The sequence below is a fragment of the Pseudomonas sp. FG13 genome (genome assembly GCF_057809755.1).
This window is the reverse complement of record NZ_JBMDKO010000007.1, coordinates 112,357-130,566: the sequence shown is the minus strand read 5'-3', so window position 1 is coordinate 130,566 and position 18,210 is coordinate 112,357. Positions and strand designations below refer to the sequence as shown.

At 57.5% G+C, this 18,210-nt stretch carries 22 protein-coding genes; 12 read left to right on the top strand and 10 right to left on the bottom strand.

All coding sequences use genetic code 11. The features are described 5' to 3' along the window. Nucleotides 1-24 precede the first annotated feature (24 nt). Nucleotides 25-756, top strand: a complete 732-nt coding sequence (locus ACODTO_RS09380) for a LexA family transcriptional regulator (protein ID WP_139649167.1) — start codon at nucleotides 25-27, stop codon at nucleotides 754-756. 513 nt (nucleotides 757-1,269) lie between these two features. Further along, the gene (locus ACODTO_RS09375; RefSeq protein WP_489106335.1) at nucleotides 1,270-1,887 is read left to right on the top strand and encodes a hypothetical protein; all 618 of its coding nucleotides are present in this window, start codon (nucleotides 1,270-1,272) and stop codon (nucleotides 1,885-1,887) included. 150 nt (nucleotides 1,888-2,037) lie between these two features. Here the strand turns inward: ACODTO_RS09375 and ACODTO_RS09370 are convergent, their stop codons facing one another. The 5 genes from ACODTO_RS09370 to ACODTO_RS09350 form a co-directional block, all read right to left on the bottom strand. Further along, entirely contained in the window at nucleotides 2,038-2,397 is a 360-nt protein-coding gene (locus ACODTO_RS09370; protein WP_053191369.1) for a DUF6124 family protein, read from the bottom strand. Nucleotides 2,398-2,812: 415 nt separating this feature from the next. After that, on the bottom strand, nucleotides 2,813-3,274 hold the full coding sequence (locus tag ACODTO_RS09365; protein ID WP_489106334.1) for a HipA N-terminal domain-containing protein: 462 nt from the start codon (nucleotides 3,272-3,274) through the stop codon (nucleotides 2,813-2,815). Further along, complete coding sequence (locus ACODTO_RS09360) at nucleotides 3,271-3,534, bottom strand: helix-turn-helix domain-containing protein (protein ID WP_489106333.1); 264 nt, start codon at nucleotides 3,532-3,534, stop codon at nucleotides 3,271-3,273. Before ACODTO_RS09360 ends, ACODTO_RS09365 begins: the two co-directional genes overlap by 4 nt. A gap of 228 nt (nucleotides 3,535-3,762) precedes the next feature. Next, the gene (locus ACODTO_RS09355) at nucleotides 3,763-4,122 is read right to left on the bottom strand and encodes a DUF6124 family protein (RefSeq protein ID WP_489106332.1); all 360 of its coding nucleotides are present in this window, start codon (nucleotides 4,120-4,122) and stop codon (nucleotides 3,763-3,765) included. Nucleotides 4,123-4,606: 484 nt separating this feature from the next. Further along, the gene (locus tag ACODTO_RS09350) at nucleotides 4,607-5,065 is read right to left on the bottom strand and encodes a GNAT family N-acetyltransferase (RefSeq protein ID WP_464709772.1); all 459 of its coding nucleotides are present in this window, start codon (nucleotides 5,063-5,065) and stop codon (nucleotides 4,607-4,609) included. Between the two features lie 284 nt (nucleotides 5,066-5,349). Here ACODTO_RS09350 and ACODTO_RS09345 point away from each other — a divergent pair, with 284 nt between their 5' ends. The 7 genes from ACODTO_RS09345 to ACODTO_RS09315 all read left to right on the top strand — a co-directional run bounded on the left by ACODTO_RS09345 (nucleotide 5,350) and on the right by ACODTO_RS09315 (nucleotide 10,337). Then, a complete protein-coding gene (locus ACODTO_RS09345; RefSeq protein ID WP_175386572.1) occupies nucleotides 5,350-5,565 on the top strand; it encodes a DUF1737 domain-containing protein in 216 nt (71 codons plus the stop codon). A gap of 371 nt (nucleotides 5,566-5,936) precedes the next feature. Beyond that, the gene (gene argP / locus ACODTO_RS09340) at nucleotides 5,937-6,833 is read left to right on the top strand and encodes an HTH-type transcriptional regulator ArgP (protein WP_041022317.1); all 897 of its coding nucleotides are present in this window, start codon (nucleotides 5,937-5,939) and stop codon (nucleotides 6,831-6,833) included. A 174-nt stretch (nucleotides 6,834-7,007) separates the two neighbouring features. Beyond that, the gene (locus tag ACODTO_RS09335) at nucleotides 7,008-7,490 is read left to right on the top strand and encodes a hypothetical protein (RefSeq protein ID WP_139649159.1); all 483 of its coding nucleotides are present in this window, start codon (nucleotides 7,008-7,010) and stop codon (nucleotides 7,488-7,490) included. Beyond that, nucleotides 7,465-7,980, top strand: a complete 516-nt coding sequence (locus tag ACODTO_RS09330; protein WP_489106331.1) for a GNAT family N-acetyltransferase — start codon at nucleotides 7,465-7,467, stop codon at nucleotides 7,978-7,980. Before ACODTO_RS09335 ends, ACODTO_RS09330 begins: the two co-directional genes overlap by 26 nt. Beyond that, nucleotides 7,964-8,776, top strand: coding sequence for a class I SAM-dependent methyltransferase (locus ACODTO_RS09325; protein WP_489106330.1), 813 nt, complete (start codon nucleotides 7,964-7,966; stop codon nucleotides 8,774-8,776). Before ACODTO_RS09330 ends, ACODTO_RS09325 begins: the two co-directional genes overlap by 17 nt. Nucleotides 8,777-8,794: 18 nt before the next feature. Next, nucleotides 8,795-9,385, top strand: a complete 591-nt coding sequence (locus tag ACODTO_RS09320; RefSeq protein ID WP_489106329.1) for a gamma carbonic anhydrase family protein — start codon at nucleotides 8,795-8,797, stop codon at nucleotides 9,383-9,385. After that, nucleotides 9,378-10,337, top strand: coding sequence for an amidohydrolase family protein (locus ACODTO_RS09315; protein ID WP_052435114.1), 960 nt, complete (start codon nucleotides 9,378-9,380; stop codon nucleotides 10,335-10,337). The genes ACODTO_RS09320 and ACODTO_RS09315 overlap by 8 nt, the downstream gene beginning before the upstream one ends. Nucleotides 10,338-10,382: 45 nt before the next feature. On the opposite strand, the gene ACODTO_RS09310 is transcribed toward ACODTO_RS09315, so the two are convergent. The 5 genes from ACODTO_RS09310 to ACODTO_RS09290 are packed head-to-tail and all read right to left on the bottom strand — an operon-like array spanning nucleotide 10,383 to nucleotide 15,493. Beyond that, nucleotides 10,383-11,702: a tetratricopeptide repeat protein gene (locus tag ACODTO_RS09310; RefSeq protein ID WP_489106328.1), complete on the bottom strand. Its 1,320-nt coding sequence runs from the start codon at nucleotides 11,700-11,702 to the stop codon at nucleotides 10,383-10,385. A 43-nt stretch (nucleotides 11,703-11,745) separates the two neighbouring features. Then, nucleotides 11,746-11,997: an acyl carrier protein gene (locus ACODTO_RS09305; RefSeq protein WP_041022321.1), complete on the bottom strand. Its 252-nt coding sequence runs from the start codon at nucleotides 11,995-11,997 to the stop codon at nucleotides 11,746-11,748. 32 nt (nucleotides 11,998-12,029) lie between these two features. Continuing rightward, nucleotides 12,030-12,947, bottom strand: coding sequence for a hypothetical protein (locus ACODTO_RS09300; RefSeq protein WP_489106327.1), 918 nt, complete (start codon nucleotides 12,945-12,947; stop codon nucleotides 12,030-12,032). A gap of 53 nt (nucleotides 12,948-13,000) precedes the next feature. Next, nucleotides 13,001-13,945 carry a chlorinating enzyme gene (locus ACODTO_RS09295; RefSeq protein WP_041022323.1) on the bottom strand — a complete coding sequence of 315 codons (945 nt, stop codon included), beginning with the start codon at nucleotides 13,943-13,945 and terminating at the stop codon, nucleotides 13,001-13,003. 51 nt (nucleotides 13,946-13,996) lie between these two features. Further along, on the bottom strand, nucleotides 13,997-15,493 hold the full coding sequence (locus ACODTO_RS09290) for an AMP-binding protein (RefSeq protein WP_489106326.1): 1,497 nt from the start codon (nucleotides 15,491-15,493) through the stop codon (nucleotides 13,997-13,999). 244 nt (nucleotides 15,494-15,737) lie between these two features. Between ACODTO_RS09290 and ACODTO_RS09285 the strand changes: the two genes are divergently transcribed. From ACODTO_RS09285 to ACODTO_RS09275, 3 genes are read left to right on the top strand one after another with little or no spacing between them, the layout of a single operon-like run. Continuing rightward, a complete protein-coding gene (locus tag ACODTO_RS09285; RefSeq protein WP_139649148.1) occupies nucleotides 15,738-16,922 on the top strand; it encodes a hypothetical protein in 1,185 nt (394 codons plus the stop codon). A 20-nt stretch (nucleotides 16,923-16,942) separates the two neighbouring features. After that, complete coding sequence (locus ACODTO_RS09280) at nucleotides 16,943-17,212, top strand: acyl carrier protein (RefSeq protein ID WP_024780075.1); 270 nt, start codon at nucleotides 16,943-16,945, stop codon at nucleotides 17,210-17,212. Nucleotides 17,213-17,229: 17 nt separating this feature from the next. Next, entirely contained in the window at nucleotides 17,230-18,186 is a 957-nt protein-coding gene (locus ACODTO_RS09275; protein ID WP_489106325.1) for a hypothetical protein, read from the top strand. The last annotated feature ends 24 nt before the right edge of the window (nucleotides 18,187-18,210 follow it).

Below are 18,210 nucleotides of genomic sequence, written 5' to 3'. Positions count from 1 at the left end.
CAGTCGCTCCTAAACTTTCCGTTTATGAAAAAGACCTCCAGTGGCGACCGCTTCAGAGCCCTTCTCAAAGAAGCACAAATCCGATCCGCCGACTTCGCGAAGTTATACGGCGTTAAATCGCAGCACGTGAACAACTGGTTCAACCGCGGCATCCCGCCGGGTCGTATCCACAGTATCGCCGGCCTGCTGACCGTCAGCCCGCAATGGCTCGCCCACGGCGAAGGCCCACAAACCCCGTTGGGCCTCGGCCCCGGCACCACCTATGAAGCCGCCGAGGTCCAGGGCGTCTACAGCGTGGCGGAATCCCAGGACGTCGAACTGCCCTTCTACACAGAAGCCCCTATCGCGACGGGCAGCAACAAAACCCACATCACCGAAATCCCCGACCAATCCATCCGCCTGCCCCGCAGCCACCTCGAATCCCTGGAAATAAACCCCAACGACGCCATCTGCACCACCATGGTCGGTGACAGCATGGCCGAACGCATCGAAGACGGCTCGATCCTCGCCATCGACCGCGGACTCACCCAAGTCATCGACGGCCAGATCTACGCCCTCGAACACGACGGCATGCTACGCATCAAATACCTCCACCGAATCCCCGGCAACCGCCTGCGCCTACGCAGCCACAACAGCACCGCCTACCCGGACGAAGTCTTCAGCGCCGAACAGATCGAAGCGCAAAACATCAGGGTACTGGGCTGGGTATTCTGGTGGTCCACCCTCAACAAGCAACGCCCGCAGGTATTCGATTGAGCCTCTGGACTAAAGGACAGTAGCCAGCGCTCCCTGCCTCAAGGAGATTGCTTGTACCAAGGAGATCCTCTGTGGCGAGGGGATTCATCCCCGCTGGGCTGCAAAGCAGCCCCCACTTTGTCCCTTGAATCACCGGTAACCCAATGATTCCACAACACTTACCCCTGGGCTTCCGAAGAAAACCCGCGTATCCTGCGCCCCACATTTGCGAGCCCATGCCTCGCACCGACAAGGCAGATCACTTTCTGACCAAGTCCCACAGCCGGCCGCAAGAGCCGGATGTACGTTTTGAAGGCTGGTAAGGTTTGTCAAAAACGAACTGAGTCAGTCAACGAGAAGCCGGCCATAAGCCGGCTTTTTAATGCCTGAAAACCAGCAGACAAACATACGCAAGGATGCTTGAAGTCACCGTAACAGTCGTACGAAAGCACGCTACTCAGCCGGCTAGGTGCAATGCCTGAACGCTCACAGTGATAACCTGCACGCTCTTCTACAAATGACATTGGATAAGTAATGGAAAGCTGTCTGAGGACACTCGGAACCAGCCTCGCTAACAGTATGGTGATCCCCGCCGCCTGGTTATCCGGCCTTACCACGACAGCACTCGTGTGGGGCGTGATTGCGTATTGGCCCGATAAGCTTACCGCCGAGGCACGCCAGCTCTTCCTGGCTTCTGTTTCTATTTTTTGCCTTTCCATATGGCATTTGATCCGGCGCAAGAGAAGAGCAAAAGCACTTGTAGCGTCCATCAACCTAAAAGAAGGTTTGAGCCTGGACGATACTCAACTGCTCGGCTTTCCAAGCCCCCTATTTTTTGTCTTTGACCTTTCCAACCAGAAACTCGCTCAATGCCAAAGCGCTACCGGCGATTATCAAATTCGAGATTTCACGTGGATAACAGGCTGGCACCTCGAGTGGCGACGGATTGACCGCAGGGTATCGGGCGGGGTTCTTCGAATAGTCGATGAGGTAGGCATGAGCGTTCCAGCCGAGGAGATTCGGCGTGAATTCACAGGGTTCTCACTGGTTTTGACGGTTGCCAACTCAGGTCATCCCCCCTTCCGTTTTCCAATGAACCGGAGCACAGCTGAAGGGTGGTGTACCCGGTGCAATGTGTTTTTCAACGGCTAGACACAAAGCCACAACGGCCCCTCCTACTCCAGTCCCTCAAAGCCCAGCTCAGACACAAATGCGCCCGGTATCATTTAGGGATTCTCGGATACGAAAAAGGTCTTGCTCAGCAAGACCTTTTTTACGCCAGGAGGCAGCGAACGCCCTGCCCTACCTCACCTCAACAATATCCAAAGCCCGATTCGCCAACAGCTCACTCAACTCAATCACCTGCAAAATTCCCAACGCCACATGTCGTCTTGACCCATCCAGATCAAACGCCAGATCACTGATCATGGCATTCGCTGAAGCCAGGTTCTCACTGAGGTTTGCAAGCAGACACTCAGAATCAACATCAGGCGCGATAAGAAACAGCGGGTGAGCGTTGTCGGATGTTTCTTTTTCAGGTGTGGGCTTCAGATAGAAGTCCAACGCTCGCGCAGCAGCGTCGTCGAGTTTTTTGTTTCGGGCCGATTGGGCGCGGGAGACGGTATCGTCTGTGGTTGGGGGATTCGGAGTAACTTTTGCCATTGTCTTGCTTCCTGTAGTTGGAGCCATCACCCGCTCGCGACTAAACGATGGGAGGCAGCTGTACGCAGGTTAGTCGACCGGGGAAACAAGAAACCGGCGCGTCCGAGGACGCCCTGCGCACAGCCACCATCGAGTGCAGGATGGGAATCCTGACTGGATGACGCCTTGCACAACCTGTTTCACCCTGGGCGACTAAACCCGATCACTGATGAGCAGTGACAGGCTTCAAACTACCGACGCGGCCCAAGGCACACAAGCCGGCGGATTCTGGCGTAGTTGTAGGCAATGGCGCAAGGCGGTGTCGGCTGGATATTGGGGGAGTAGCGGACTGCTGATTGGTCTGTAGATTGCTGATCTATTTGGCTGATGAGCCGCTATCGCGAGCAGGCTCGCTCCCACAGAGGAACGGGTGTGCCTACGTCGCTGCTGGCGACATGGCGGTAGAACGTGTCGCCGGGGCCGCACGAGCATAACGGCGTACCAGCGTCGCAAAATGCTCGGTTGTGTTTTCAGCAGTCAGCAGATGATCTATTTCCAAGGGCTCCATTTCGACGCCCGGCATGACGCCTTCCGGCGTTACCGTCACCCGCCCAACGCCTGCACCGCCGATTACGGCTAGCAGCGATAAATCCGTGCCATCCAGCAAGGCACCAAACTCTTCACGGATAACGCCCAACAAGTACCCTTCAGGCAGATTCTGCCGAAAAAACGGGAATAGATCTCGGGGCCAGCGCCACGGTTCTTCGCGCACGGGTAATGCCAAGCTGACAAAGTCCGCCGCGGCGGTACCCGGAAGGTATTTCAGGACGTACTCATCACGCTCTCGGTAAAGTTTGGCGACCGTCTTGCCGCTGACGTGTACGTCTAAAATCATCATTCAGAAACTCCGGAACGTTGCTCGGCAAGGATGTCCTCAACTGTGCGCTCATGGCCAGCCTTCACTAATTTCAAGTCGTATCCGGCCGCTTCCAATAATCGGACAAGGGCCGAGACGCTCATGTCCCCCTTTGCCATTGTTTCCATACGTGCCACTGTTGAACGGGATACGCCAGCGCGACTGGCCAAGGCATCCTGGCTCAAATCGGCCTCACTTCGAGCCCGTTTCAGCATCTCAGCCACGTCAAACAAGGTGGTCATTTGTAGCCCCTAAGCATCAAAAATCTAGATTCTGCCAATTACTGTAGCCCCGGAGACACAACACCACAAGTTTCCTATTCGGTAGTAGTGCAGCACCCTTTTGCACAATTTGAGCTATGAATCTTCTGACACTCCCAAACCTGACAGCCCTCTACCAATCTCTCGACTATAGAAAAGGCCTTGCCCTGCAAGACCTTTTTTCATACCTGGGGTAAGCGTGGTCCCTTGTTACCTCACTTCAACAATATCCAAAGCCCGATTCGCCAACAGCTCACTCAACTCAATCACCTGCAAAATTCCCAACGCCACATGTCGTCTTGACCCATCCAGATCAAACGCCAGATCACTGATCATGGCATTCGCCGAAGCCAGGTTTTCACTGAGATTGGCAAGCAGACATTCCGAATCAACATCAGGTGCGATACGGAAGATGGTGTTGGTTTTGTCGGACGGTTCCTTCTTCAGCGCAGGCTTCAGATAAAAATCCAAAGCCCGATTGGCAGCGTCATCAAGCTTCTTGTTACGAGCAGACTGAACGCGAGACTCATGTTCGTCCGTGGGTGGAGGGTTCGGTGTAATTTTGGCCATGGCAAAGCTCCTAGAGTCTGTTGGAGCTACCACCATCCGCTGCGAAACGAAGTTAGGGTGGCAGCTGTACGCGGGTTCGCAGACCGGGACTCTAGGGACCGGCAGACCAAAGGTCTCCCACGCACAGCCACCTCTGACGAAATCACAGACATAGGCTATCTGCTTTCGAAGGTGACGTTGTGCGCCTATAGAGTCCGGGCTGCGAAACCCGATCACTGATGAGCAGTGACAGGCTTCAAACTACCGACGCGGCCCAAGGCACACAAGCCGGCGGATTCTGGCGTAGTTGTAGGCAATGGCGCAAGGCGATGTCGGTCGTGGCTAGTCTCGTGGAGTCACGATAAACAGCGGGCCGGAAGGTTGCTGATACACAGCTATCGCGAGCAGGCTCGCTCCCACAGGGGATTGGGGGTGGCCAGGTGATCATGTTGCAGCGACGTAGCGTGCCATCCATCGTCAGGTGCTGTCTTTGTTGGGCCGCTGCTTATAAACGCCGAGCCATCAGGCATTGTTCTTTCCCCCAGGCCTCGAAGCGCTCCAACACTTCCCAGCCCAGCTTGGCGTAGTAATGACTCTGGCTGTGGGTGTGCAGGTACAAGGTGGAAAATCCAGCCTCTCTCGCATAAGTACAAATGCCTTCGATCAACTGCGCGGCGAGCCCTCTGCGTCGGGCTTCTGGTGCGATGTAGACGCATGCCAACCATGGCCCCAGTTCTGGCCGGTCGGGCAGGTCGTTGTCGGCCAGTGAGACGCCGCCCAGCAGTTGGCCTTGCTCCGTGGCGATCAGGCATTTCCAGCGACCATCGTGTTGCCCGGCCGAGAATTCGTGCTGCCAACTGGCGAGGGATTGTTGTGCGAATTCGTAGCTGAACTCCTGATAAAGCCATTCGGCCATCAGGTCGCATTTGTCCATGTTGTGACTGAGCCAATCCATTTGCAGCATGTGGGGCGTTCCTTGGGTGTTTTCTGGTGTCACTGGTGGGCAGTGGCAGGCCTCAAACTACCGACCCAACCCAAGGCGCACAAGCCCGGCGGATTCTGGCGCAGTTGCAGACAACGCTGCGAGAGTGTCGATTGAGGGGGTTGTCAGGGACATCAACGCGGCATGACCGTTGTTGGCCCCGATCCACGGCGAGTAGACTGCCTCACGGTATGCAGAACGCCACTCCACGGCGGCGTCGAACGACGGCCAACATGTCGCTGCCGGTGTACTGAAGGAGAAGAAGCATGAACCTACCGCCCGACGGGCTTCCCATCTACAGGGTGCTGACAGGCCCCGACGATGCTGCATTTTGTCATCGCGTCAGCGATGCCCTGAAAATGGGTTATGCGCTACACGGCGGTCCGGCCGTCACTTTCAATGGCGAGCGAACCATTGTCGCTCAAGCGATTATCTGGCCTTTGGGTTCAAGCCCGACGGTGCCTTCTGACGAGACCAGATAGCACTAAAAAGCCATGATTCCATCCGGCAAATGGATTGGATCCAGGACTTGTCTCAAAGGGCGTAATGGGGCTATTTTGTGTTCGCATAAGAATATAGCCATTCGAAATTATGGCTTCAGCCCGGGTGCAAGCCACGCGATTCGTATCGAACAGGAAATTCGAACGCGACGCGCCACACCCTTGGACGGGCTCGTGATTTGAACAACTGGGGCAGCGTTCCCCATGACAGTCTTCCTTATTCAAACGATCCGATTTTTTCGGATTGCTGCCAATGAAAATGTATGTGGGGTGGCCATTGAGCCACGAGCACACGGATGTTCATAACCTTGCGTTATCAGTCTGATAACGCAGTGGCTTACAGGGAGGTTGACATGCTGGATCGCCAACAGTTGGAAGCGTTTGCCTGTGTCATTGAGCATAAGAGTTTTGAACGCGCAGCCTCGGCGCTCAACATCACCAGCGGTGCCATTTCGCAACGAATAAAGTCGCTGGAAAACTCGCTTTCAACCATCCTGGTCATTCGCGAAAGACCGATCCATCCCACCTCAGCCGGCCAGGCCCTACTACAACATGTCTCGGCATTGCGTTCGCTGGAACATGATGTCCTGAGGCTGCTTTCGCGCAAGGGCAATACAAATTCAAAGATTGCCATTGGTGTACATCCCGACTCGCTCAACACCTGGTTCGCCCCGCTACTGATCGAGTTGATGCGGGCCGAACAGGTCTGTGTGGAAATCATTTCCGATGACCGTTGCTCCAGCCTGAACATTCTCAAACGCGGGGATGTCCAGGGTTGCGTTTCGGTGGTTGCCGAGCCCCTCGATGGGTTTGAAGTCCATCCGCTGGGGGTCATGGAATACAAATGCGTCAGTACACCTGACTATATGCACCGCTATCTGGCCCGGGGCCTGGGCACACATTCGCTGCTCGATGCGCCGGCGATCACCCGCGGGCGTAATGACACGCGCCATGCAGCCTTCCTCCGCGAACTGCTGGGTGTTTCGATCGAGCGCTTCCCCTGTCATTACTTGCCTTCATTGCCGATGGTCCAGGATGCGGTCCTGGCGGGGCTTGGCTACACGCTGATGCCTGCGGATGTCGCCGCGCCGCTGCTCGAAGAGGGGCAGTTGGTCGATCTGATGCCGCAAAACTGCTACAGGGAACCCCTGTATTGGCATGGCTGGATGAACCATTCAGTGGTCAAGGATCTGGTGGGAAGACGCATCATCGATACCGCCAGCAAGTCCCTTCAACCCACGCCCTGTTGAGCGATCCGCAACGCCGTCAAGGCTCGTTAAGCGTTACTGCCGTGGCTTTAAAAAATCTAACGTGCCGTTTGCCCGGCATGCTTGGGCGTAGACTCAAGTCACATCAAGACAGGGTGAGCGAGAGGGTTCGTCATCGTGAAAAGTACTGTATCGGATGCTTACCACGCACACCCCATGGCCCCCGATGCCACATTGAGATGTTTGACCGACGCCATGGGGAGCGATACCTGGCAACGGGTCCTGGCCCAACGTTTTTCCAGCCCGGATGATTGTGTCGCAGAGATATTCAATTCCCGTCGGCCGGGTGGCGCCTATCGCTGTACGCGCTGGGACGGAGTGCCGTCCGGCTGGGCCGTGTACTTTCGGTTTCACGAACGCGCCGGTTACGACGGCAGCATGAAGCTGGTCCTGCACAGTGAAGACGAAGACGCCAGTTCCACTGTGTTCGATGTGCTTTCCACGGCATGCGCTTCAAAGGGAATAGAGCAAGGCGTTCACACGCTGATCAGCGTGGTGGATAGCCATATGCAACACCATGCTTCATGGTTTTCCGACAGCCCCTTCCTGTTGGGCGGCGCAGTGGGCGCACGCGGAAATTCGATGCTGAACGTGTTTTACAGGAAGTTACTAGATGATTCGGCCGGCCACTCCCGATGATTTGCCCTCCATGGTGGAAACCTACAATCAGGCCATTGCCGACAAGGTATTCGCCAACTGCGATGTCCCCCACGACTCGATTGAAAAGTTCAGGCTGACCTATTTTGGAAAAGATCGGCGCTTTGCCGTGCTTGTCTATCTATCGAGTGATGGCGATACGGTCGCGTGGGGTGCCCTGAAGCCATTTTCCGCCCGGCCCGACGACGAAACCATGGCGGAAGTCGCCGTGTATGTGCGGCGAGACATGCGCGCACGCGGGGTCGGTATTCGATTGTTGCAGGCCCTGGAGGTCTCGGCCCGGAAGGCAGGTTTCGAATCGTTGGTCGCCATTATCCTGGGGCCGAATCACGCCAGTGCCCGCGGGTGCAAGTCTCAGGGCTTTGCCGAATGTGTACGGATTCCTCGAATCGCAAGACTGGAAAACAATCTGGTCGACATAGTCTGGCTACAGAAAAAAATGGAAGGGAATGCTCATGGTTTTGATCGTTGACGAGTCGTATCAGCTGGGAACCTTTCGTGACAACGAAGACTCCCTGCGCCGCCTGAAATCCCAGGCAGGTATTGCGCTGGACCTGGAGTTCGATCACTTGAGGCAAGCCGGCCTGACCCAGGGACAACGGGTTCTGGATGTCGGCTGCGGTCCCGGCATCATCACCACCCAGATCGCGCTTCGTGCCCAGCCAAGCCGCCTGACGGCACTGGATTGCAACGAAACCAGTATCAGCGAAACGCGCAAGCAATTGTCCAGCGCCGGGATTGACGAAGCGCAGGTACGCCAATGCAACCTTTATGACGACAGCCTGACCGACCCCGGGCAATTCGATTTCAGCTATGCGCGGATGGTTTTCCAGCACTTGTCGGACCCGTTGAGCGCCTTGCGCAATATCCACCGCAGCCTGGCCATCGGCGGGCGACTGTGTATCTGCGACATTGACGACCGGTGGTTCGGCGCGTCACCCCAGCCGCCCGAGCTGCAGTCCTTCCTCACTCGCGTGGCCAGGGCTCAAGCCGCTCGCGGAGGCGATCGTCACGTCGGCAGCAAGCTGGCGAGTTACCTGGAAGAAGCCGGCTACGGCGACATCCGCTGCAGCATGTTGCTGGTGTCTACCTCGCTGATCGGCGCGAGCGCCTTCTGCGACCTGGTCTTTGGCTACAAGATGGAAGTGATTCCAGAAGACGAACTCGAACTGGCCCGACGCGAGATGGCTGTGATCACGCAAAGCATCGAGAGCCCGGGCGGCTGGGCGGGGATCGGCGTATTCTTCGTCTCTGGAGAAAAACAATAACTGAAAGGAATCGTGCACATGCCTGACAAAACCGAACCCAAACAGAAAATTGCTCCCACCGCGCGGATTGCATCGAGTGCGGTCCTGGAAGGCAATGTGTCCATCGGTGCCGGAACGGTCATTGGGCACGGCGCGGTCCTTGTCGCAGAAGGCGGCGCGCTGATGATCGGGGAGAACTGCATCGTCATGGAAAATGCAGTGATCCGCAGCACCGCCCATGACGACTGCCATATCGGCAATCACGTGATGGTGGGACCGCACTGCCATCTGACCGGTTGCCGCATCGAGGACGAGGTGTTTGTCGCAACCGGTGCGTCCGTTTTCAACGGCGCCCGCCTCGGCAAAGGCTCGGAGGTCCGCATCAATGGGGTGGTCCATATCAAGACCGTGCTGGAGGCAGGCACGACGGTGCCGATCGGCTGGATCGCCGTGGGTGATCCGGCGCAGCTCTTTTCCCCGGACCAGCATGATCAGATCTGGGACGTACAAAAGGGCCTGGATTTCCCCCGCTACGTTTTCGGCGTTGACCGTGAAAGCGAAGGCGTCGTCAGGCAGATGATGGAGCGTTACGCACGCTTTCTGCGCAAGCAGCAGGTGGGCGATGAGTGATGTGCCCGGGGATATCGACGAACCGACACTCATCGACGGCCATAGCCACGTCGCCTCCACACGTTTCACCCCGCTGAGTTTCCTGGAGGGGGTGGCCGATAACATCGAAGTGAAACTGCGGGCCAGCGGATTCCCGGTTTCCCGATCGAGAATCATCGATCAGTTCCAGCGCGAATTGAGCGATCACCAGGGGGACGCCCAGATTGCCGCGATGGACAGGGCGGGCATCAGCCGCTCCGTCCTGCTGCTTCCGGACTTCTCCTTCGCGTTGCCGGACGTCGAACTGAGTATCGATGAGATGTTCCAGGAACACCGAGCCATTCTCCAGCGCCATGCCGGACGTTTCGACGTCTTTGCCGGCGTGGATCCACGCTGGGGACAGGACGGGCTCGATCTGTTCATCCGGGGCATCGAGGAGTACGGCTTCAGCGGCCTGAAGCTTTATCCACCTTGTGGATACCAGGCCGATGACCCGGCGCTGACGCCCTTCTACGAATACTGTGACGCTTATCGCCTGCCGGTATTGCTGCACATCGGGCCGACCTCCCCGGCGCTCTCCTTCGCTCCCGCCCAAGCGATGTGGGTGGACGAACCGGCGCGTCGCTACCGGAATATCCCCTTCATCCTCGCCCACGGGGCGGTCAATGATCAGGCCCAATGTATCCAGCTCTGCAAGTACCGCCCCAACGTCTACCTGGACCTGAGTGGCGCCCAGCACGCAATAGATGCCCGCGGCAACGCCCCCGTGCTGACCACGCTGTTCCAGAGCGAGATCAATCACAAGATCATCTTTGGCACGGACTGGCCCATCAATAATCATGAGGCGATCAACAAACGACTGCGCGCGTTCATCGTCGACCCGGATCAGGGTATCGGCGCTGCCGATGTTCGCCTGCTGCTCTCGGGAAACATGCAACGTCTGCTCGACGGAATCACCCCGCGCGGCCGGTGAGGACAGTGCATTGCGCTCTTGAGCGCAACGCACGGACCTGTCCGGTCAAGCTCGCAGGTGGATCGGTTCCTCATCCTGTAAACGGTCGACAAAGAATGTACGAAAGGGTGAAGGGTGACGCAGGCTGCGTCCCTGTTGAATGAGCTGTCTTGCACGATCGAATTGTCGGGCCCGTATGGCCGCCTCGATCGTGGTCAGTTCCAGCAGATCACGTTGCGCATTGCTGCCGCCAATGGCCCGCACCGCCGGCAATATCTTGCTCAACAATTCCAGGGCACTGTCGTAGTCCTCTTGCTGGAAGGCAATCAGCCCCCGGCAAACAGTGCGAGTCACGTTGGCAATCATCGGGACCTTGGCATACGTGGCGTCGATACGTCGCAAGATGCGCTGCACCAGCACTTGGTGATTGGAGCTGGCCATCGCCATGATCGAATGCACATCGTTGAACCAGTACTGTGATTGATCGATGGACGGCATCCAGTATTGCGCCACTTCCTGCCACAGTTCGGAGACATCCACCCCCGTCAGCGACAAGCGCCACAACAGACTGACTGCGTCCAGATCCTCATATCCGTCTGGGTCGTTCTTGATCCTGATTTTCTGATGAAAAGTCTGCAGGACCGCATCCGGGCGTTGCATGTAGAGGTTGAACAGCGCGTGATGCCACCACAGATGAATGCGCATGCAGAGGTTGTCAGCCCAATTACGCTCGGTGTCGTCCAGCCACTTCAGCGTTTGGGCGTACTGCCCACGCTCGTAGCCGACGTGACAGGCGGCATGGATCGCATAGATGTCCCGAGGGTTGATCGCCAGCGCGCACTCGGCCGCGATACTCGCGGCGTCATAGTCGCCGTTTTCCACCAGGGCAAAGGCTTCGATGCCCCGCACGTACCCATACAGCGGATGCGCGGGTCCCCAGAAGGGCCTTATCGCGACCACGGTTTCGCGCATCCGCTCGGTCCACCCCATGTTGAACTCCAGCATATGCACGCTGAACAAGGCCACGATGTCGCGCGGATGCTGGACCAGCAGTTCGCGCCAGCAGGCGTGGGCCAGATCATAGTCCTGGTTGACCCAATGATCGCAGGCCGCCAGATGCCCTCGCTCACGGGGGTTCAACTGTTCAGGGTCGAGACTGCCCAGCAGCAGCGTGGCCTGCTGGATCTGCCGGTCTTCCATGCTCGATAACCTGACGACACTTTCGATCAACCGAGAAATCGGGCAACGCACTTCGCGCCGCTGCAGGAGTGGGAGTGGATCGAACTCCATTCCAAGAATGCCCGTCAGGGCAGTCTCCAATTCGTCTGCTTCGGCGGCGTCCTGCACTCGCACAGGCACACCGCGAGAATCAATGAACTCGATCATAAAAAATCCTTCCCTGTGGGTCTCTGCGTCGGCCTGGGCATGCTCAGGCGGCCAGTTCAGCGAGCCTGGCCGGGGTGATACCGTCGACCAGCGCGGCCGGGTTGATCTCGCGGTCAAGCCGCTCATGGACCAGGTTCAGTATCGCGATCAGCAGCATCGAGTTGCCTCCGGCGTCGAAGAAGTCCGCCTGGTCGGTTTGCGCCGGATGCTTGAGCACTTCGGCCCAAATGGCGTGGACCGTCGACAACGTATGGGTGTCGGTCGGAGTGTGCAGTTCCTGGGTTGGCATGTTCATGGGCATTCCTCCAGAGAGCGATATTGGATGAGTCACGGTTGATGTTTGTATTGAGCAAGCAGGTTGGCGCGCAGGTTGGGGGCATCGATCGAGAACAGGAATTTCTGGTCCTCGGCCGGCGTGTTCTGTCGGGCATAGTCGACATAGTTGATTAACGTATCTGCCGAGAAGCAATGCCCGCAGCGCGCCACGTTATCCAGGTACAGCTGCCGACGCGAAAACCCGAGACGGGTTTCCTTGAGCTGCGTCACGGGGCGGAAGATGTTGTTGCAAAACACTTTGCTGATATCGGCCAGGGTTACCGCGCTAGCCTCCAGTACGTCAGTCAGGATGCGCCCATAAAGTTCAGGCTCGTCTTTCCCGTGATTGGAGGTGATCGGATCCTGGCTGACACCGAAACGCGCGGACACTATTTCCAGGCCCGGCCCATCGCAACGGGTCACCAGGCAACTGGCCGCCGAATCGCTGAGCAAGGCAAAGTTGTTGAAGCGTATGGACTCGTCGTAGACCTTGTCGGCGGTGATGATCAGGATGTTGTTGTAGATCCCGCTGCGCACCATGCTTTCAGCCATCACGATCGCACTCATGAAACTGATGCAGTTGTTCAGCGTGATGCCGATGGGAAACGCTTTCTTCAGTTCCAGACGTTCATACAGTCGAACGTTGTAATTGATGTACTCGATCTCGTTTCCCGGAAAACAGGTCGAGCAGAACATGACGAAATCGACATCGTCCGAAGATACGCGGCTCTGGGCCAGGGTCTGGCGAGCGGACCTGATGCCCAGGTCGAATATATCGCCGTCGGTCTTGAAGTAACTTCCCCAGCCAAATACCGAGGGTTCATCCGGATAACCAAAGCGATCAAGCATATTCTTGAAGTCAGGCACATCGTGATAAGGACGTTCGACTTCACCCAAGGCGTAGGAACAAGCGTCAATCATTATGCGCATGCGCGTTCGTCCTTATACAGAACAGGGCCGGAGACGATCCGGCCCGACAGTGATCAGGCAGGGATGAACGGCTCGCCCAGCATGTTCTTTTCGCGAATGCGGTTGTGGGTATAGCGGTTCTCGCCCGACACCACGACAGCGCCGTAGTTTTCGAGGCTGACCTCTCCACCGAACTCGTGAAGCATGTCGGTATCGGGGTGGATGAGCACCTCTGGTGGCACGTAGCGAGCGGAATAGCCCAAGCGCATCTTGTCGGTCAGGCCCAGATGCGGAAGCGAGGAATGCAGCACTGTCGACCAGAAAATCACGCATTCGCCGGCTTTCATCTCGAAGTAGACCGCTTTCGACTCGTCAGGCTTCCAATCCGGATCGACTTGCAGATCGCGGTAGTCGTAACCCCACAACCCACGACGAACACCGTCCTTGACGAGGTCGTTGTTTTTTTCCGGATTGAATATCAGACGCTTATCTTCGTCGTAATGCATCATGTTGTGGGTGCCGGGGACGATCGCCATACAGGCCGTGTCTTTCATCGTGTCGGTGAAAGCGGTCCAGGCGGTCAGCGTCCCGCGACGCCCCGAGTCATCAGGCCAGATGATATGAGGGCGCCCCGCCACCCCAGCGAAGGTGTTTGCCTGGTGCCAGTCGGTCCCGGCATCTCCCGGATACTTCGAGAAGAACTCGGTGCGCCAGCACAGCAAGTCTTTGCCCATGAGACTACGCACTTTATGTACGATCTTGGGGTTACAAACATGTTGACCGAGAAAAGGAATATCCAGATGCCGGTCATAGTTGGCGAGGTTATTACTGCCTGAGTTGGAGATTGTATTGTCGGAATAAACCGCATTGCTGCGATCCAGTGTCTGCAGGCGCACCGTTCGCCATTGCCGTTCCATCTCTTCAGGCTCGTAGACCTTGAACGGCTTTACGTATCCATTCTTGAAGAAAAAAGCAATTTCCTCATCGCTAAGTCCGAAGTCTTCTTTTAACGCGTCCAAGGTAAATCTCCTTGCCTTCTCAGTGTGGAAGATCAATGTTTGCGTGACGACTCAGTTGAATACGCAAGTTTCGTATCGGGACGATATGTTCTTGCGCTGCAGCTTCAGGTTCCGGGTCAGCAAACCGTTCTCGGCGGTGAACGGCTCGGTGGACAGGAAATAGTTGCGTATCGGTACGCTGGCACCGACGTTGTAATCGCTGATGGTTTTTTCAATCAGTTGCCGGGCGCTCGAATCGATCTGTTCGACCACCAGCAACATCCCCAGGTGAGGCCGACGGGCACCCAGCGCGACGGCATACTGCACACAAGGCAGGCTGTTGAATGATTGTTCGACGGCAGTGGGATGAACTTTCTGGCCACCCGAGGTGATGATCGTGTCGTTCTTGCGACCCTCGATGAAAATAAAACCCTCATCGTCGATGCGACCGACGTCGCCCGTGGCGATCGCGACTTCATCCCGATACACCGCTTGCTCGACATCAACAGGCTGGTCCACATAACCGCAGGTCAACCGTTGACTCGACCTGAGTAGAATTTCCCCGTCACTTTCCAGCGTCACGCTGCCTGGAACCAGCGCCCGTCCCACCGAACCGGGCCGGTTATGCTGGAGGGTGTTGACGGCGATAGGGCCGTACTCCGTCATGCCATAGGCTTCGAGCAACGGCAGCCCACCAGCGCGATACCCCTCCAGGATGGCCGACGGCAGTGCAGCCATGCCACTCCACATCTGCCGCATGCCCGTACCGAACAGCTCACGCAGTTTCTCGCCGCGTCCATCCGCCAGGCGCCACATCGAGTCATAAAAAAGCGGAGGGGCCAGAAACAGGCTGGGGGACGTTTGCTTCAGGGCCTGCATGACGCTCTGCATGTCACTGAGAACAATATCGATGCCGGTATCGATGCAGCCGTAGATCAACAACTTCTGCTGATAATTGGAGAGGGGCAGGAAGATCAGGAAACTGTCGTCTTGCCGGGCATCGATGGCTGAAAAAAACTGCCGGGCATTCAGCAGGACGGTCGCGTTATTGACGCGAATCTTCTTCTCTTTGCCGCTCGTCCCGGACGAAAAAATAATGGGTCCCGCGACCGGAGCGAATGCATTCGAACAGGCCGGGTTACGGAACAGGCTCATCCCCTGCAATGTTCCAATGGGCTCCCACGAACCGGTGTCCACCTCATCCTTGTGCAAGGCGTTAGCCAGCAGAAAGGCAATGTTCTGCTGGCCGATGTCGGCCAGGGCGCTCCCCGCGGTTTTCTCGGGAACCTGCAGCGTGATACAGCCGATATTCAACAAGGCAAGATCCAGCAAAAAAGCCGCCTTGCCGTTTTCGGCGACCATTGCGACCTGCATGCCCGCCTCCAGGCCGAACTCGCCGAGCTGCTGCGAGACAAGCGAAACAGCCTGGTGCAAGTCAGAAAACCGGACACGTTCCATTTCAGTACGTCCATGAAACACAACCGTGTTGCGCGGGTTCTCTTTCAACTTTGAAATCAGTGTTTGCAGTCCTTCACTTCTCACGCTGCTCGCTCCTGCGTCCGATGTCATCGGTGGTCAGAGCCTACTACCGGCAACCGCGCTCGTGGCGTTGCGTTAGGTTTTTGCAATGGCCTTTAGTTTTGCTAACGCAAGTTGCGGAGCGTGTCGGGGCCTGGGTATTTTCAGGCGTCCTCGTAGCGCCTTTCAGCCGATCATGAAGGCGATGGCTTGCGGTTTTTCTCGAAGACATCGTTCGACGGTCCCTGCTTCGTCACTCACCGGTCACGCGATTGGCCCCACCGGAGTTCCATTCATGTCGTCGCGAAACTTGCTGTTCTACGGTGTCGTAGCGCTGTCCACGGCTTGTGACCAGGCTGTACTGACTGGCGTGATCTGGATGTCGCTCAAACTGTCCGGTTCGAGCGTCCCCCTGGGTGTCGTCCTGTGTCTCTCGGTGGCTGTACCGTTCGCGCTGGACCTGGTGAGCCGAGGGCGAGCGGCCAACATCGGCGCCGCCTGGCTGGTCGCGTTGCGTGTCGCCGCCTTTGTCATTGCGGCACTCTTTGCCTGGTTTGGACTGGCCGCGGCTCTCGGTGTATTCCTGCTGATCGCATTGATGGTGGGAACGGTCGACTTCCTCACAGCCAGCTCCCTGGAAATCGAGAATACCCGCCGGGTCGTCGCCGGCTGGCTACCGGCGGACGATGCCGCGCGCTATATGCAAACCGCCATCCAGGTCGGTGGCTTCACGGGCTCGTTGGCCGGAGGAGCACTGTTGGGTCTGCTCGATGATTCGGTCTTTCTGATCGCCGTGGCACTGACTGGCGCGGCCCTCAGCCCGGTCTTGCTGGCTGGCAGGATGAAACGCAGCGCAGCGATCCAGACTCCAGGCCCTGCACCCACGCAGGCCAGGACAACCTCTGACGATACCTTCGAAATGCCTTATGGATGGATGGCCTGCCTTGGGCTGATTGCCCTGCATATCGGCGCATTCAACAGCATGATGCCCGTCGTCTATCAGCAAGTTAACCATTGGAGCCCCACCAGTTTCGGCATCGCTTCCGGCGTCGCGGGTATCGGAGCCTTCCTGGCCGCGCTGATGCCGCTGGGCAAACACCGCCTGGTGATGTTCGCGACCTGTCTGATCGTGGTCGACGCGCTGATGGTCCTGGCGCCCCAAGTGCTGCTTTCGCTGGTCGGGGCATTTCTGGTCGGATTCGTCACCAACCACCTGCGAATCGCCGTTCGCAGCCAATTGATGCGCTGCGCGAACAACGATGCCCAGGCGGCATTGGTGGGCAGTCGCAGCACGTTCTGTGCGTACTCGATGCAGGCCACCGGCCCTTTGTTATTGACCTTTGCAACCTCGGCATCGGTCTTCGGTCCGGCATCCGGCCCAGGGCTGATGATCGGCACCGGCCTGGTCACCGCCATTGGGCTGCTGGGGCTGGCTCAGTTGCGTCGAGCCTCGCAGCCCGTTCCGCTGGCGCGTTCATAATTGATTGACGGAGGCACCCGATGAGTTCCACAGACCTTGAAACCGATCGAAACACCGTACTCGCACAGATCTACCAATTGATGAAGGAAGTGGCGCCCCAGAGCGTCCAGGTCAACCCTGAGTTGTCTTTTCTCGAAGCAGGTGTTGACTCGATGAAGCTGATGCTCCTGGTGACGCGCCTGGAAGACGCCTTTCAAATCGAGTTCGAAACCGACCATCTGGCCCCCCAGTTCCTGGGCAGCCCGGCGTCCGTCGCCGGGCTTCTCCTGAACCACTACCTGACTGCCTAGGCCAAGGATTGCCCGTCATGGAAGAACAACAGTTCCCCTACGATGTACATCTGTACGACCGGCGTTTCCTCAACTGCTTCCAGCGTCATGCCGTTGTGTTCATGAAGCGCCTGGGCATTGAAGTGGACTGGCTTTTTTATAACGCGCTGCCTGCGGTGGACGACATCTTCCAGCAAATGGTGGTGGAGAACAAAGCCAAGTACGCGCTGCAAAGTCCCTATTTCGCCGCCGACGACCTGGCACTGCTGGGCATACGTTTTCATGAGCGCAAGGCCGAATGCCTGGATGACCTGCTGCCCGTCATCCACCAGCAGATCCAGGCTTATGGCTGCGCCTTCCTGTCGGGGGATGTGTATTACTTTGCCCACTGTCCCGAATACCGCAGCTCGCATGCGCAGCACGTTGTCGTGCTGCGCCAGGCCAATACCGATGGCAGCTGGGACATCGTCGATGACAACCCCGCCAGCGTGCTGTGCGAGTACCGATACCCCCAGGAGGTGCTTGATCAGTTCTTCCAGAATGAGGGCAGTCGGCGAATGTTTTGCCTGGAATGGACGCCGACTCAACAACACGATGTCGACGCGGCATTCCGACAGCGGCATCAGGCATTCCTGGATAACTTCCAGGCGCAACCCTGGTTCTACGCCCACCTGGAACAGCTGCTCGACAATCCCCTGGCCTGCAACACGACCAAGTTTCGCGCGCTGCATGATGTGTTCACGCTCCTGGCCGGCTCCCGCCATTGCTTTGCCCGGTACCTGTCGATGACGGGTGTACCCGAGGCGACCATAGAGCGGGTCGAGCGGTTTGCCAAAGAAGCCGGTGTGCTCAAAGGCTTGATGGTCATGGCGCAAATTACCGGCAAGGTTCGTCGTCGCGACCTGATCGACCGTTGCGCCGCCCTGGAAGGACTGGAGGCCGAATACCTCGGCGATCTCCGTTCGCAGCATCAACTAAGGATGGCCCGGGCCTGACCGGCCCGCCCGCGCCGAGGGGGC